Here is a 14,439-nt window from a genome sequence, read left to right as displayed (position 1 = left end):
CCGAGGGGAACCCATGGACAACCTAATGCGTCTGCGAGCGGCCTATGGCCGCATGCTCAAAGCTTGTGGCCTGATCGCCGGTATCATCATGTTTGCGGTGATGGGCCTCATCGTGGCCAACACGCTCCTTCGTTATCTCTTCAACACGCCGATCGCCGGGACGCTCGAACTGACTGAAGGCGCGCTACCGCTGATGGTCTTTCTATCGCTGGCGCTGACCCAGTACGAAGGTGGCCACATCAAGGTCATCTTGCTGACGCGCTCTCTACCTGGCGAGATCCGGCGCGCGGTCGCGGTGTTGGCGATGCTGGCTGGCGCGCTTTTCTTCGCCTGGGCGACCTGGGCTGGATGGCTTGCGGCGGCAAGTTCGTGGGCCATCGGTGAAGTGGAGCGCGGCTCGATCCGCTACCCGGTCTGGCCGATCAAGTTCACGGTGGCAGCCGGGATGGCGCTCCTCAGTCTGCAGTTCCTTTTCGACGCAGCAATGGCGGCACTTGGCGGATCCCTTCCTGATGCTGATCCGGAGGCGATCGAATGAGCAATCTTGCTATCGGCCTGGTTGGCACCGCAGGGCTTTTTGCCGGTATTCTGCTTGGCATCAACGTCATGGTCGCACTGGGACTCGTGGGTTCGCTCGGCCTGGCCTGGCTCGTCGGCTTCAAGGCGGCCACGGCGCTGCTGTCGACCGTATTCTTCGACACGACGCATTCCTTCCATTTCTCGGTGATCCCGTTCTGCCTGCTCATGGGTTTCTTTGCCATGCGTGCCGGACTCGGCGAGGATCTATTCGAAGCCGCGAGCAAATGGCTCGGCGGCATGCGTGGGGGGCTGGCAATCTCGACGACGCTCGGCGCGGCCGCTTTTGGCGCGGCTTCGGGATCGTCCGTGGGCACGGCGACTGTTTTTACGAAGCTTGCCCTGCCGCAAATGCTGGAACGTGGCTACGACAAAAGCCTCGCTTCGGCAGCCATTGCAATCGCAGGTACGCTCGCCGTGATGATCCCGCCATCGGCGCTCGTGGTGGTCTACGGCATTCTGACCGATAGTTCCATCGGCGCGCTGCTGGTGGCTGGGTTCATTCCCGGTATCGTCTTCGCGCTCCTTCTGTGCGTCGCGATCTGGCTGAAAGTGTATTTCAATCCCGCACTCGCACCGACCGAGACGCGTCGCTTCGCCTTGCGCGAGAAGCTCTGGTCGCTCCGCATGGCGGGACCATTGGTTCTGATAATCTTCTGTATTGTCTCTGGCCTCTATCTGGGGATTTTCACCCCGACGGAAGCTGGCGCCGTTGGCGCGGCCCTCACATTCATTCTCGCACTGGTCCGTCATCGGAGCCTGCGCAGGATAGAACTGCGTGAGACACTTCTGGAAACGATCCGGACTACGGCGATGATCTTCGCCATCCTGATGTGCGCTCTGGTCTTTTCCAAGTTTCTTGCGCTCTCCGGCATGACCAACTCGGTTGGTGGGTTCCTGACGGGCCTGGAGGTCAACCGCTGGGTGATCGTAGCACTGGTGGCCTTGATCTACCTGGCGCTCGGAATGCTGATGGACGCGCCGGCGCTGCTGGCGATCACGCTGCCGATCACCCATCCCGTGATGATGGACCTCGGTTTTGACCCAGTTTGGTTCGGCATATTCGTGGTCTTGTTGGTCGAGATCGGTGCGGTGACGCCACCGGTCGGGATCAACTGCTTCGTCGTCCAGTCTGCATCAGCCGGACGCGTTCGGCTTGAGGATGTGTTCCGTGGACTTGTACCCTTTGTTGCAGCGGGGTTGGTTATGCTGGTGCTTCTGTGCCTGGTGCCCCAGATCGCGCTGTACTTGCCGGAAAGGATGCGATGATGACAGGCGACCTGTCCGCACCTTGGGCTAACTCCGCCGTGCCCATCATCTTGCGAACGACAGCCACATCGCCCTTCGGACGCAAGGTGCGTATGGCGCTGCGCGTCCTGGATATGGTTGAACGGGTGCGGGAAGAGCCGGCCGACACGCTAGACGGGGCCGACAGTCTGCGCCACCAGAACCCGCTGGGAAAGATGCCCTGCCTGCTGATTGGCGGCGAAGCGTTCTACGACAGCCACACAATCCTCGAAATGCTCGATACTCTCGCCGGTGGCGGGGTGTTGGTGCCCCCGCATGGACTGGCGCGGTTCAGAGCATTGACACGGGCAAAGCTGGCTGACGGGGTCACGGAAGCCGCCCTTCTCATAACCTATGAAGACCGGTTCCGCGCGGGGCAGAGATCGGAGCGCTGGCTCGACCACCAGCGAGGCAAAATCCGGCGCGGGCTTGCCGCGTTGATCCACGATCTCCCCGACCCGAAACGCGCCGATCTGGTGTCGATCACCCTGACCGCCTGCCTCGGCTATCTGGATTGGCGCGGTCAGATCGACTGGCGGGCCGAATTTCCTGATCTTGTGCCATGGCTCGACGCTTTCGCCGCGTGCCAACCGGCCTGGAAAGCAACCGAAAGGGAAACTGTATGAGCAACTGGCCCGAACAGCGTCTCGGCGCCCCGGATTCGGCCGGCTATTCGGCGCGCCAGAAGGAGATCCACGAGGCCATCGCCTCCGGTCCCCGCGGCGGCGTGCGCGGACCGCTGGCGGTCTGGCTGCATCGCCCGGAACTCGCCGCCAAGGCGCAGGAGCTGGGCCGCTACTGCCGCTACGACACCACGCTGGACCCAAGGCTGTCGGAACTGGCGATCCTCGTGACCGGGCGCATTTTCGGTTCGGAGTATGAATGGCAGGCGCACAAGGAACCGGCACTGAAGGCGGGTCTTGCGCCCGAAATCATTGATGCCATCTGCAGGCGGCAGGAGCCTGTCTTCACCGATCCCGAGGAGGCATTGGTCTACGATCTGACCTGTGCTGCCCACGAGAGGCGGCAAGTCGACGATGCGCTTTATGCGCGCGCCGTCGAGGTCTTGGGCGAGCAGCGCCTTGTCGATCTCGTGGGACTGCTCGGCTACTACACGCTGATTTCCCTGACCATAAACATCTTCCGCATCCCGCCGCTGGGCGATGCCGAGCCCGAGTTCGTCGATGAATGAAAGGCCGCTGACTTGGAAGCCCGAGCCGCGCCCGGCAACGGTACATTTGCCTGCGGGGGCTACGGATTGTCATTGCCATGTATTCGGGCCGATAGCGCGCTTTCCCTATGAGGAAACCAGCCGCTTCAAGCCCGCCGACGCCCCCAAGGAGGCGCTGTTTGCGCTGCATGACGCAATGGGGATTCAGCGCTGCGTCATCGTGCAGTCGGGGTGCCATGGCTATGACAACAGTGTCGTTGCCGATGCGATCGCTGCCCGGCCGGGGCGCTATCTCGGCATAGCGCTGCTGCCGCCTGATGTGGAAGACGCCGAACTCGACAGGCTGACGGAACAGGGCTTCCGGGGCGTGCGATTCAACTATATGAGCCACCTCGCACCCGGTGCGACAGCGGAGGAATTGCGGGCACTCGCGCCACGCCTCGCCGCGCGTGGATGGCATCTGCAGATCCATATGGACGCCACCCTGATTGAGGATCTGGCGCCAGTGCTTGCTGCACTGCCGGTATCGGTGGTGATCGATCATATGGGGCGGGTGGACGCCTCCCAGGGCTTGGACCAGGCACCGTTTCAGGCGCTCTTGCGGCTGCTCGACCGGCCAAGCATCTGGTGCAAAGTGTCGGGTAGCGAGCGCATCTCACGGCAGAATCCGCCCTATGATGACGCGGTGCCATTTGCCCGCGCCATCGTCGAACGCTTCGGCGAACGGGTTTTGTGGGGCACCGATTGGCCGCACCCGAATTTCCGTGATGCTCCGCCCGACGACGGCGACTTGTTCGACCTGATCCCGCGCATTGCACCGTCATCGGCGCAGATGCAGGCCCTGATGGTGGACAACCCGGCAAGATTTTACCGATTTGGAAAGGATTGATGGATGGCTGGACGATTGGCGGGCAAGGTGGCTATCGTCACGGGGGCCGGCTGCGTCGGCTCTGGCTGGGGCAACGGCCGCGCGACATGCGTGCGCTTCGCCGAGGAGGGCGCCAGGATCTTCGCGGTGGATATCAAATCCGAGACGATGGGCGAAACGCTCGAACGTGTGCGTGCCGTCGGAGGTGAAGTCGAGCCACATCTCTGCGACGTGACCGATAGCCATGCAGTCCAGAATATGGTTTCCGCTTGCACCGAACGGTTCGGCGCAGTCGATGTTCTCGTCAACAATGTCGGCGGATCAGCCAAGGGCGGGCCGACTGAGCTCGATGAGGAGAGCTGGAACAGGCAGCTCAATCTCAATCTGAAGAGCGTCTATCTGACCTGCCGGAGCGTGCTGCCGCATATGGCGGCCAGGGGGGCAGGTGCGATCGTGAATACCGCCTCTACCTCCGGCATTCGCTATACGGGTTCCCCGCAAGTGGCCTATGCCTCCGCCAAGGCGGCGATCATTCAGTTCTCCCGTGTGGTGGCCGTCGAATTCGCGTCCAAGGGCGTGCGCGTCAATACGGTCGTGCCTGGCCAGCTTCATACGCCGATGGTCGAAACGCGGCTCGCAGGCCAGCGGATGGGCGGCGATGTGGATGCACTGCTTGCATCACGGCTGAAACGCATACCCCTTGGCTGGATGGGCGATGGACGCGACACGGCCAATGCCGCTCTTTTCCTTGCCTCGGACGAGGCTCGGTTTATCACCGGCACGGAGATCGTCGTAGATGGCGGCATGAGCGTTCGCTGCGACTGACGCGAGCGCTTTCAGCGGCCCCGCCGCGTCTCGTAGCGGTCGATCAGCGCGATGATCCAGGGGATATTCGGCATGAACAAAAAGATCCGCGTCAACTGAAACGCGGTGACAAGGGCGAGATCCACCCCCAGATACTTGGCGGTAAGCGCCATCTCCGTCACCCCACCGGGAGCGGCCCCCAGCACCAGTACTTCCCAATTCTGTCCCGACGCCGCAGCTAATCCCACCGCGCAGGCCGACACGATGGCAAGCAGCAGGAGGGCACTTGCGATCGATGCAACAACGAGACGGCCGCCCTCGGCGAAAAGCTCCCGGCGAAAAGTCGAGCCCAGCCACGTTCCCAGCACTATTTGCGCTGCGGCCAGAAACGGCGGAGGGAAACCGGTTGGCTGAAATCCGGCGGCAGCAACCGCAGCGGACAGCACGAGTGGCCCGAGAAAGTAGGGATTGGACAGCCGCAGCTTGCGAAAAAGGACAGCGCCCGTGATGGCCAGAAGGGCGAGTAAGCCAATTCCGATTGGGTCGAATTCACCGCCTTGCGCGATGCCGTCTCGGTTGGGCCAGCCATCGATGGCGTAAATGCAGATCGGCACGAGGACCACCACCGATGCGATGCGTACCGTCTGGGACAACACGATCGGCGCGGGATCACACCCGAATTTCTCCGCGATGACAGTTGCTTCGACAGGGCTTGTCGGGAAAGTGGCGAGCAGCGCTTGCGGTAGCCGGAGCCCTGCGACGCGAGACAGTCCGATACCGACAACACAGGCGCAAAGCGCGCTGATAAGAGCAGTTCCCACAAGCAGCGGACCAAGGTCCAAGAGTGCTGCAAGCGCGGCTGGAGAGAAAGCAAGGCCTACTTGGGCGGCAACCGTCATCTGTCCCAAGGGACGGGTCTGAACCGGGACCGGCGCGGTAGCGATGCCGCTGAGATAGACCGTTGCAGACAGCACCAACGGGCCAATCATCCAGGGGAGCGGGACGCCCAGTTGTTTGAAGAGCGAACCCGCGCCAACGGCAAACAGGTAGAGAAGCGAGAGTCCCAGATATCTGCGCGCTGGCGATGACATATCTTGCTGTTTTCCCTTCCCTATAGGCGGCAGGCACACGATGCAAAACCTTGCGGCCCCGCACGCCAATTGCTGCCATCGCACGCTGAAGTCGCACCAATCTCGGTGACTCGATGTTTTGATGTGCGGTCCTGGAAATGGCTCTGACTCCCCAATACAAAGCCCTTTCGAATGCCGGATATCGAAAGAATTCTTCTTTGGGCCATCTGACCGATGGTTAGGTTCATCATCTCCGATATCTCTTGAAAAAGCGCCGCAAGGCTGCGTTGAAGGCTTCCGGACATTCGATATTGATCGAATGTCCTCCCTGCAGATCAACAATTTCGACGCCAGGATGGGCGGCGGCCAGCCATGCTCGGGCCGGCTGGAAACGTCGTTCCAGAAGACCGTTGACCAGCAATGTCGGCACCTGAAGCTCGCTTAGACGCTCCCGTGCCGAAAGCCGGGGTATCGCTTCTTTGATCAAGAGCGCAAAGCCTTCGGGATCAACGGTATCCGCATCGGCCGAAAGCATGGCATGGATTTCGGACGGAAAGCGGCGCGCGTGCGCCGGATGGTAGGGCAGGTCTCGGATTGCGGTATGACCCTGGGTAGCAATTCTCGAGCACAGTTCCTCATTTTCGCTGCGTGCCTTGTCCGGCCACGCAGCGCGCAGGGCGGCATTGCCGTTGGTGAACGCATGCGCGATGCAACGATCGGGAAAATCGAGCGCATAGCGCAGCGAAAGACCCGCGCCGAAGCTCTGGCCGCAAAGGTACCACCGCGCGATACCCAGCGTTTCGCGCACTGCATCGAGCGCGCGCGCTAGCGCCTCGGGCCTGGCGTCTTCGGAACGCGACGGTGGGCGAGAGGCGCCATGAGCTGGTAGATCGACCCGGATCAGCCGGAACGTCTCGGACAGAGCCCGATTCGGCAGCCAGTGCCGTCGGCTGGACAGGAGGCCATGCACCAGAAGAAGCGGGGGACGGTGGCTTTCCGGGTCGGCTTCAAAGGTCAGCCCCATGCGCGCGCGCCCGACATGTTGTGGGGAACGCTTACGAGCGTCGTCATTTTCTGCCTCCTCTCATTCCTCTGTCGCACGGCTGTCCACAGGTCCTAGAGGGTTTGTGTTGTCGTTCGGCAGCATACCCAAGGCAGGGGTAGGCTAAACCCAACCATTTGTTTGGTTACCCCCAACCCGACAGCTCCTATGTCGGCCGGAAGGAGGAACGACGATGACTGCCATTGGCCTTGAGACCCGTGGGAAACTCGCGCGAGTCGCGATCGACAACCCGCCAGTCAATGCGCTCGCACGCGCGGTACGGGCTGCGTTGCTCGATGCCACGCGTGCGGTCGAGCGCGACCCGAAGGTGCAGGCCGTCATTCTGTGCTGCGCGGGCCGAAGCTTCGTGGCCGGGGCGGACATCCACGAGTTGGGGCAGACACCTGTCGAACCCCATTTGCCTGATGTCCTCGCCGCGATCGAAGGGTCCGCGCGTGCCTTGGGTGGCGGCGATCCATGGCATGGCGCTCGGCGGTGGACTTGAATCGGCGATGGCCTGTCATGGACGAGTGGCAGAGCCGGGTGCCACAATGGGGCTGCCCGAGGTACGCTTGGTATCATTCCCGGCTCCGGTGGGACGGTGCGGCTACCCGTCTCGTGCCAATGACCGACGCGGTTAAGCTGGTGACCAGTGGCAAGCCGGTGGACGCCGAATCTGCATTCCGAATGGGGCTGGTGGATCGGCTGGCGGATGGTGAAGCCAAGAGTGCCCTTTGTAGACTGACTTCGCGAAGAAGCCGGGCAGACATCGGAGTCTTTTTAAGCGCCGCTGGTGCCAGACCCTCTCGTGCAGGTTCTTCAAGTATCTGATAATCAAGAATTTTCTGCTGCCCCCAAGCGTTGGGCCCGGTTGGGCTAACAATTTGTCAGTTCACCGGAAAGGCCGGATTCCCGATGAAGAAACGATGACAGGAGATGCGCCCACCGGCCTCAGCCGGGCGCGTTAGGGAGGAAAACATGAGTGAGGAAACAAGCTCTCGCCGGAGGTGGGAGTTCGGCCTGCACATATTGCGCGCGCCGCTTCCCGTGATCGAGCTTGCCGGCTGCGTCGGTTTGTTTGCCATCTTCGTCCGCTATTTTCAGGCGGCCCGCATGCTTCCGCAGCCGTTGAACCAGATAGATATCGGCGCCGGTGGCTTCCCTCTGCTGTTGGCCGCCAGCACCCTGATTGCGATCGCCGCGGTCGCTGTGGCCGCACTCATCCGGGCCTTCGGCACCATGCCGGAGAGCTGGGTATCGGTGCGCCGGCCCGTATGGGTCGCCATCGCCGCAGTTCTTCTCGTCGCGCAGTCGATCTATTTCGAGAAGATCGGTGCGCTTCCCAGCGTCGTCATATTCTCCTTGGCCACGATGCTTGCTTGTGGTGAGCGGCGGATTTCCCAGCTGATCGGCGTGCCGCTAGCGCTTGTGGCCTTCATCTGGGCCGCCTTCATCCTGGCCCTGTCCGTGAACCTTCCCTGAGGAGCGACGATGTTCGAGAATCTGGCAATCGGCTTTGCCGCTTTCGGCGATCCCATGGTGTGGGTCGCTCTCGTGTTCGGCGCATTCGCCGGCTATCTGATCGGGGCCATTCCGGGCCTTGGGCCGAGCCTGGGCGTGGCGCTGCTTATACCGTTTACATATGGGATGGACCCCGTCGTATCGATTGTCGGGCTTGTGGCACTTTACGCGGCGGCGGAATATGGTGGAGCGATCACGGCGGTTCTTATCAACTCTCCCGGTACTGCGGCGGCCGTGGCCACCGCCTGGGACGGTTACCCGCTCACTCAGCAGGGGCGGGCAGGCGAAGCCTTGAGCGTGTCGATAATATCCTCCGGGATCGGCATCTTCGTTTCTACGGCCTTGTTGATCCTGACTGCCGTGCCGCTTTCTGAATTCGCGCTCCGTTTCGGTCCGGGAGAATATTTCGCTCTGGCGCTCGTCGGCCTCAGTCTCGTTGCGGGATTATCGGACGGTTCGCCTCTCAAGGGGGCGGTGTCGATGGGAATCGGGCTCTCTCTTGCCACTATCGGACTGGACGCACAGACAGGCGTACCCCGCTTCACCGGTGGCAACCCCGAGTTCTTCGAGGGCCTTCCGCTCGTGCCGGTCCTGCTGGGTCTTTATGCACTGTCCGAGGTGCTCTTCATGATAGAGGACGGCCCGACCGAGAAGAAGAAGAGCACGCCTGTGGCAGGCATCATCGCGCTGCCGGTCAAGACGCTGCTGGGCCTTAAGACGGTGATCTTGCGGAGTTCTGTGCTGGGCTACGTGATCGGCATCATTCCAGGGGCGGGAGCGTCCATCGCCTCCTTTGTGTCCTATGCATTTTCGCGCCGCCTGTCCAAAACTCCCGAGCGGTTCGGCAAGGGCTCGCTCGAAGGCGTGGCATCCTCCGAAGCAGCCAACAATTCAGCAGTGGCAGGCGCACTTGCTCCGTTGCTGGCGCTCGGCATCCCCGGCTCGCCCACCACGGCGGTGATGATCGGCGCCTTGATGGTGCAGGGCATTCAACCCGGGCCGCTCCTTTTCACCCGGTCGCCGGAAATTCCCTACACGGTGTTCGCTTCGCTTTGGGTCGGTGTGCCGATCATGGTTCTCATCGGCCTGGCGGGGGCACGCATTTGGGCGCGCGTTGCGAACATCCCGCGAGCGGCGATCGCAGCGATCGTTGCAGGGATCTGTTTCGTCGGTGCCTACTCGTCCGAAACAACAATGTTCCCCGTCCATGTCATGGTTGCATGCGGATTGATGGGCTATGTTCTTCGCAAGCTGCAGTTTCCCCTTGCGCCGATCATCCTTGCGATGGTGCTGGGCGAGATGATGGAGACCAACTTCCGCCGCGCTCTGATCTCGGCAAAGGGCGATTGGGCAATCTTCTACACATCGCCGCTGACAATGCTGCTCTTCACCGTTGCGGTTCTGGCCTTCGTCTTGCCGGGCTTGGCGGCCCTGCGCGCGCGCAAAGCCCGCGCACGGGAGGTTTGACCAAACGAAGCGTCGTCATTGACTGACTAACACTCAGTTCAATTCGCCGATCCGAAACACCAGACTGTCGCAGGCGGTTGGATGCAGTCCGACCGGATGGAAAGGGAGGAACAAATGAAACTCAACAACCTTAAGAAGACGCTGGTCGGCCTTGCCAGTGCTGCGATGCTGGTGCTCGGCGGTTCAGGGTCAGTCGCCGCCCAGGACGACTGGAAGCCGTCGGGAGCGGTCAATTTCGTGCTTCACACCAAGCCGGGCGGCGGCGTGGACGTTTTTACCCGAACGTTGGCCAAGTCCCTCGAGCCGCTGATCGGTCAATCGATTGTCGTGGTCAACGCACCTGGTGGTGGCGGGGCAACGCAGATGGCCAAGGTGCGCGCGGCGGCTCCGGACGGGCTGACGCTGGGGGTCAACACCGTCACCCACTTCACAGGCATGCTCACCAACCTGCGCGGCACCTTCTCGCCGGACGATTTCGAATGGATCGCGCTGGCACAGGAAGACCCAATCCTGTTTTTCGTCGCAAAGAATTCCGAGCTCGACTCGATCACGGATCTCGTGGAGTTGGCCCGGGCCAATGGTGGAGAGGTCAATATCGGCGGTTTTGGCCCCGTCGGGTCGATGCAGAATATCGGCATGACCATGCTCGAGCAGCAAGCCGGTGTGAAATTCAATTGGGTCGCATTCGAGTCCACCCCCGATATCATCGCCGCAGTGCTCGGCGGCCACGTTGACGTGGGCGTCTCCAATCTCGGTCCCGCGCTGTCTTTTTTCGAAGCCGATCGGCTAAAGGGTCTTGGCGTGCTGGGTGAAAAACGTCTTTCAACCCTGCCTGACATGCAGACGTTCGGGGAACAGGGGTACGACGTAGACACGAGCTGGATCCAAGTGCGTGGCGTGTTCGGGCCCAAGGGCATGCCGTTGGATCTGCAAAAGCAGATTGCTCACGCCATCCATACCGCGATGCAGGCCGACGGCTACCAGAAATATGCCCGCAGCGCAGGCGTCGAGGACAGCGACTATGGTCCGGTGGAATACGCCGACTTCGTTCAGAGATTGACCCGGCTCGCCGAAGAGCAACTCGTTGCTGCCGGATTGGTCAACAACTGACATTCGCCGCCTCCGCCGCCATCGGGGCGGGGGCGATCTCCTCATGGTTGGGTGCAAGGATCGAGGCCAAATGACCGGAGCATTTTCAGGTCTGCTTGTCGTAGACACTACCCATGTGCTCGCGGGACCCTTCGCCAGCTATCAGATGGCGCTGCTCGGCGCAGAGGTCATAAAGGTCGAGGCACCGGACGATCCCGATCAGGCGCGTTTTCAAGGGTCCGACCGAGATCTCGTCCGCGCTGCCATGGGCACATCGTTCCTGGCGCAAGGAGCCGGGAAGAAAACTCTGGCGCTTGATCTCAAGTCCGACAGGGCGCGCGCCGCACTTCGCAAGCTCGTCGCCAAGGCTGATGTCTTCGTCGAGAACTACCGTCCCGGTGCATTTGAGGGGCTCGGCCTCGGCTATCGCGACCTTGCCCGGCTCAATCCACGGCTCATCTACTGCTCGGTTTCCGCCTTCGGCGCGACGGGGCCGCGTCGGCAGCAGACCGGCTATGACAATGTCATCCAGGCCTTCTCCGGCATTATGGATCTGACTGGCCATGGGGATGATCGTCCTTTGAAATGCGGCGCGCCGGCAGTGGACTATGCCACAGGCCTGACCGCGGCCTTCGCCATCAGCGCAGCGCTCTTCCAGCGCGAGCGCAACGGCGGCAAGGGGCAGTATATCGACGTTTCCATGCTCGACGTGGCGACGACGCTGCTGACGTCACACGCCACCGATTTTCTTTGGTCGGGCAAACACCCAAGGGCAAAGGGCAACCGATTCGCTTTTGCCACGCTGGGCATGTATCGCGCCGCAGATGCCAATATAATGATCGCTGCCTCCAACCTGCGCCAGCAGCGGCGTCTGTGGATCGCGCTGGGACGAGAGGACCTTGTAAAGACCAGTAACCTCGACCGCATCGATGCTTTCGATGAAGAGCACGCCGCTCTCGCCGAGATCATTTCGACAATGCCCGCGGCTTTCTGGGAAGACTTCCTCACCGAGCGGCGCATCCCCGCCGCACGGATCCGCCGCATGGAAGAGGCGCTCTCCGATCCGCAAGCCGAGGCGAGGGGCCAATTTCTGCGGTTGGAAGACCCGTCGGGCCGGGTGGATGGATTGCGCGTCCCTTCGGTCGCGTTCCGTATGTCCGCGACGGAGGCTGGGGTAACCTTGCCGCCGCAGCCGGTCGGTGCGCAGACGGCCGAGATCTTGCGCATGCTCGGCCTCGGCGACCATGAGATCGAGGCCTTGTGTATCGCCGGTATCGCCAGGCAAGCAAAAGAGGCTGAGGAGGCGACGCCATGACCAACCCGCTCCTGGGATTGGCCGACCTTGCGGCCGACTGGCAAGCGCGTCCGTTAAGCGATGGAGTGCGGCGAGCGGTACGGCACGCGACGCTCGACTGGTTCGCCACGACCTTGCCTGGTACCGTACGCCCTCCTGCCACCTTGCTTGCTGCGGTGGACATCGGTTTGGATGGTGGCGCGGACGCGGGTGGTGCCCTTTGCTATGTGGACGGCCGCTATACGAGCCCTCGCCGCGCCGCCTTCATTAACGCGACCGCAAGTCATACGGTCGAATTCGATGACATATTTCGCGACGGCGGTTATCATCCCGGCTCTCCGACCATCGCCGCCGCGCTGGCTGTTGCGCAGAGCCGTGGCGCTTCGCGTGAAGCTTTCGACCGGGCGGTGATCGGCGGCTACGAGGCCGGCTGTCGCCTCGCCCTCGCGCTCCAGCCGAGCCATTACGATTTCTGGCATATCACCGGGACGGTCGGCACGATCGGCGCGGCTGTTGCCGGAGCTATGCTGCTTGGCTGCGATCGCGACGGCGTTGCCAATGCCATTGCCATTTCCACCAGTTTCGCGGGCGGACATCAGCAGAATTTCCAAGGCGAAAGCATGGTCAAGGCCCTGCATGCCGGACATGCCGCCGATGCGGGGCTGCTCGCTGCCTATGCTGCACGCGCTGGTATTACGGGTGCACTCGATAGCCTGCACGGCGCAAAGGGATATGCTTCTGCCACGAGCGACGGCACGGGCAACTGGGACGCCGCTTTCGAAGGGGCGGGCGCATGGACGCCGATCACCCGGATGACCGTCAAGATCCACGGTTGTTGCGGCCATATCTTCGCTGCGCTCGATGGCCTCGAGACTTTGCGTGTGGAAAACGGCTTTGGTTCAGGCGAGATCGCGGCGATTCATGTGGAGGGTTACGGCCCGACGAAGTCCATCTGCGACAGACCCAATCCCATGTCAGCGCAAGAAGCGCGATTCAGTCTCCAATACTGCCTTGCCGCACAGCTTGTGCTCGGTGGTGTGCGCCTGGCGGCGTTCGAGCCCGAGGCGCTGGCCAATGCAGAAATTCGCAAGATCATGCCCGGCATTTCGGTGGAATGCGCGCAGGATTTGGCCGAACACTATCCGCGTCGCCGTATGGCACGGCTGAAGGTCAGGCTAACCGACGGGCGCGAACTGCACCATTTCCAATCTTCGCGTCGGGGCGATCCCGACAATCCGATCGCAGAGGCTGAGTTGATCGCCAAGTTCGACGAACTGGCGGGCACCGTCCTATTGCAGGGGGAGGCTGACCGGCTGCGGCGCCTCATTCTCGAAAGCGATGAACTTCCTGGCACGCTACGGACAATCACCTGATTTCGCGGCGGGATGCAAGGTAAACGGGATGGCAGCGGCCAGCCGCAGGCAAACACAAAAGGACAGTTAAATGAATGTCGCCGCAACGACGCACGAATTTGTTCTCAGCTCGCTAGAAGACGGGATTTCGACGATCACCTTGAACCGCCCGGAGGTCCATAACGCCATCAACGACAAGATGCGCGCTGAACTGATCGAAGCCTTCTCCACGGCTGATGCCGATAAGTCCGTGCGTGCCATCATCCTCACGGGTGCGGGCAAGAGTTTCTGCTCCGGCGGAGACATTGCGGGAATGCGTGCTCGTCTGGAGGCGCCGGCAGGCGAGGTCGCTTTTAACGGCTGGAAGCGCCAGAAAAATACCCACCGAGGCGTAGCGGCAATCCATAGTGTGACCAAGCCCGTGATTGCAGCAGTCAACGGGGCGGCGTTCGGCCTTGGGCTGGACATGGCGCTGGCTTGTGACTTCATCATTGCCGCCGATGGCACCAAGATGTGCATGAGTTTCATAAAACGCGGGCTCGTCTCCGATGGCGGCGGCATGTACTTCCTGCCGCGCAGGGTCGGCCTGCCGAAGGCCAAGGAGCTGATCTTCAGTGCCCGTGTGGTCGAGGCGGACGAGGCACTTGCCATCGGCATGATCGACCGTGTTGCCAAGCCTGAAGTGCTGCTTGATGCCGCGCACGCCTGGGCCAGGGAATTGAGCTTCGGATCGCCTACCGCCATCGCTCTCAGCAAGGAAATACTCGACAAGACATTCGAGCGCAGTGATGAGGAAATTTTTGCGCTTGGCCGCGAGGCGCAGGCGGTCTGCTACACGACCGCCGAACACCGCCGATCCGTCGAGGATTTTCTCAACAAGAAGTCGAAGTGAGGCACC

15 protein-coding genes are annotated in these 14,439 nt (G+C 61.8%); 13 read left to right on the top strand and 2 right to left on the bottom strand.

Annotation, left to right across the window (positions count from 1 at the left end):
- Positions 1-13 precede the first annotated feature (13 nt).
- The 6 genes from NUU27_RS03195 to NUU27_RS03170 are packed head-to-tail and all read left to right on the top strand — an operon-like array spanning position 14 to position 4,727.
- Positions 14-538 (top strand): TRAP transporter small permease subunit, encoded by a 525-nt coding sequence (locus NUU27_RS03195; RefSeq protein ID WP_257760605.1) that lies wholly within the window; start codon positions 14-16, stop codon positions 536-538.
- Positions 535-1,845 (top strand): TRAP transporter large permease, encoded by a 1,311-nt coding sequence (locus NUU27_RS03190; RefSeq protein WP_257760604.1) that lies wholly within the window; start codon positions 535-537, stop codon positions 1,843-1,845. The genes NUU27_RS03195 and NUU27_RS03190 overlap by 4 nt, the downstream gene beginning before the upstream one ends.
- Positions 1,845-2,489 (top strand): glutathione S-transferase family protein, encoded by a 645-nt coding sequence (locus NUU27_RS03185; protein WP_257760603.1) that lies wholly within the window; start codon positions 1,845-1,847, stop codon positions 2,487-2,489. The genes NUU27_RS03190 and NUU27_RS03185 overlap by 1 nt, the downstream gene beginning before the upstream one ends.
- A complete protein-coding gene (locus NUU27_RS03180) occupies positions 2,486-3,055 on the top strand; it encodes a carboxymuconolactone decarboxylase family protein (protein ID WP_257760602.1) in 570 nt (189 codons plus the stop codon). Before NUU27_RS03185 ends, NUU27_RS03180 begins: the two co-directional genes overlap by 4 nt.
- Complete coding sequence (locus NUU27_RS03175) at positions 3,048-3,923, top strand: amidohydrolase (protein WP_257760601.1); 876 nt, start codon at positions 3,048-3,050, stop codon at positions 3,921-3,923. The genes NUU27_RS03180 and NUU27_RS03175 overlap by 8 nt, the downstream gene beginning before the upstream one ends.
- Before the next feature lie 15 nt (positions 3,924-3,938).
- Positions 3,939-4,727, top strand: coding sequence for an SDR family NAD(P)-dependent oxidoreductase (locus NUU27_RS03170; RefSeq protein ID WP_257760600.1), 789 nt, complete (start codon positions 3,939-3,941; stop codon positions 4,725-4,727).
- Positions 4,728-4,738: 11 nt separating this feature from the next.
- On the opposite strand, the gene NUU27_RS03165 is transcribed toward NUU27_RS03170, so the two are convergent.
- Positions 4,739-5,797 (bottom strand): AbrB family transcriptional regulator, encoded by a 1,059-nt coding sequence (locus tag NUU27_RS03165; protein ID WP_257760599.1) that lies wholly within the window; start codon positions 5,795-5,797, stop codon positions 4,739-4,741.
- Positions 5,798-6,023: 226 nt separating this feature from the next.
- Positions 6,024-6,800 carry an alpha/beta fold hydrolase gene (locus NUU27_RS03160; protein WP_257760598.1) on the bottom strand — a complete coding sequence of 259 codons (777 nt, stop codon included), beginning with the start codon at positions 6,798-6,800 and terminating at the stop codon, positions 6,024-6,026.
- A gap of 211 nt (positions 6,801-7,011) precedes the next feature.
- Here NUU27_RS03160 and NUU27_RS03155 point away from each other — a divergent pair, with 211 nt between their 5' ends.
- The 7 genes from NUU27_RS03155 to NUU27_RS03125 all read left to right on the top strand — a co-directional run bounded on the left by NUU27_RS03155 (position 7,012) and on the right by NUU27_RS03125 (position 14,433).
- Positions 7,012-7,323: an enoyl-CoA hydratase-related protein gene (locus NUU27_RS03155; protein WP_257760597.1), complete on the top strand. Its 312-nt coding sequence runs from the start codon at positions 7,012-7,014 to the stop codon at positions 7,321-7,323.
- Positions 7,324-7,865: 542 nt separating this feature from the next.
- The gene (locus NUU27_RS03150) at positions 7,866-8,300 is read left to right on the top strand and encodes a tripartite tricarboxylate transporter TctB family protein (RefSeq protein WP_257760596.1); all 435 of its coding nucleotides are present in this window, start codon (positions 7,866-7,868) and stop codon (positions 8,298-8,300) included.
- A 9-nt stretch (positions 8,301-8,309) separates the two neighbouring features.
- Positions 8,310-9,806 (top strand): tripartite tricarboxylate transporter permease, encoded by a 1,497-nt coding sequence (locus tag NUU27_RS03145; RefSeq protein ID WP_257760595.1) that lies wholly within the window; start codon positions 8,310-8,312, stop codon positions 9,804-9,806.
- Between the two features lie 114 nt (positions 9,807-9,920).
- Positions 9,921-10,916: a tripartite tricarboxylate transporter substrate binding protein gene (locus NUU27_RS03140; RefSeq protein ID WP_257760594.1), complete on the top strand. Its 996-nt coding sequence runs from the start codon at positions 9,921-9,923 to the stop codon at positions 10,914-10,916.
- A gap of 70 nt (positions 10,917-10,986) precedes the next feature.
- Positions 10,987-12,210: a CaiB/BaiF CoA-transferase family protein gene (locus tag NUU27_RS03135; protein WP_257760593.1), complete on the top strand. Its 1,224-nt coding sequence runs from the start codon at positions 10,987-10,989 to the stop codon at positions 12,208-12,210.
- Positions 12,207-13,562: an MmgE/PrpD family protein gene (locus NUU27_RS03130; RefSeq protein WP_257760592.1), complete on the top strand. Its 1,356-nt coding sequence runs from the start codon at positions 12,207-12,209 to the stop codon at positions 13,560-13,562. Before NUU27_RS03135 ends, NUU27_RS03130 begins: the two co-directional genes overlap by 4 nt.
- Before the next feature lie 70 nt (positions 13,563-13,632).
- Positions 13,633-14,433 carry an enoyl-CoA hydratase/isomerase family protein gene (locus NUU27_RS03125; RefSeq protein ID WP_257760591.1) on the top strand — a complete coding sequence of 267 codons (801 nt, stop codon included), beginning with the start codon at positions 13,633-13,635 and terminating at the stop codon, positions 14,431-14,433.
- Positions 14,434-14,439 lie beyond the last annotated feature (6 nt).

Origin of the sequence: Nitratireductor sp. ZSWI3 (genome assembly GCF_024655565.1) — a bacterium.
GTDB lineage: Bacteria > Pseudomonadota > Alphaproteobacteria > Rhizobiales > Rhizobiaceae > Nitratireductor.
Note: the sequence above shows the minus strand (reverse complement) of the source record. Positions and strands in the feature narration are given on the sequence as shown.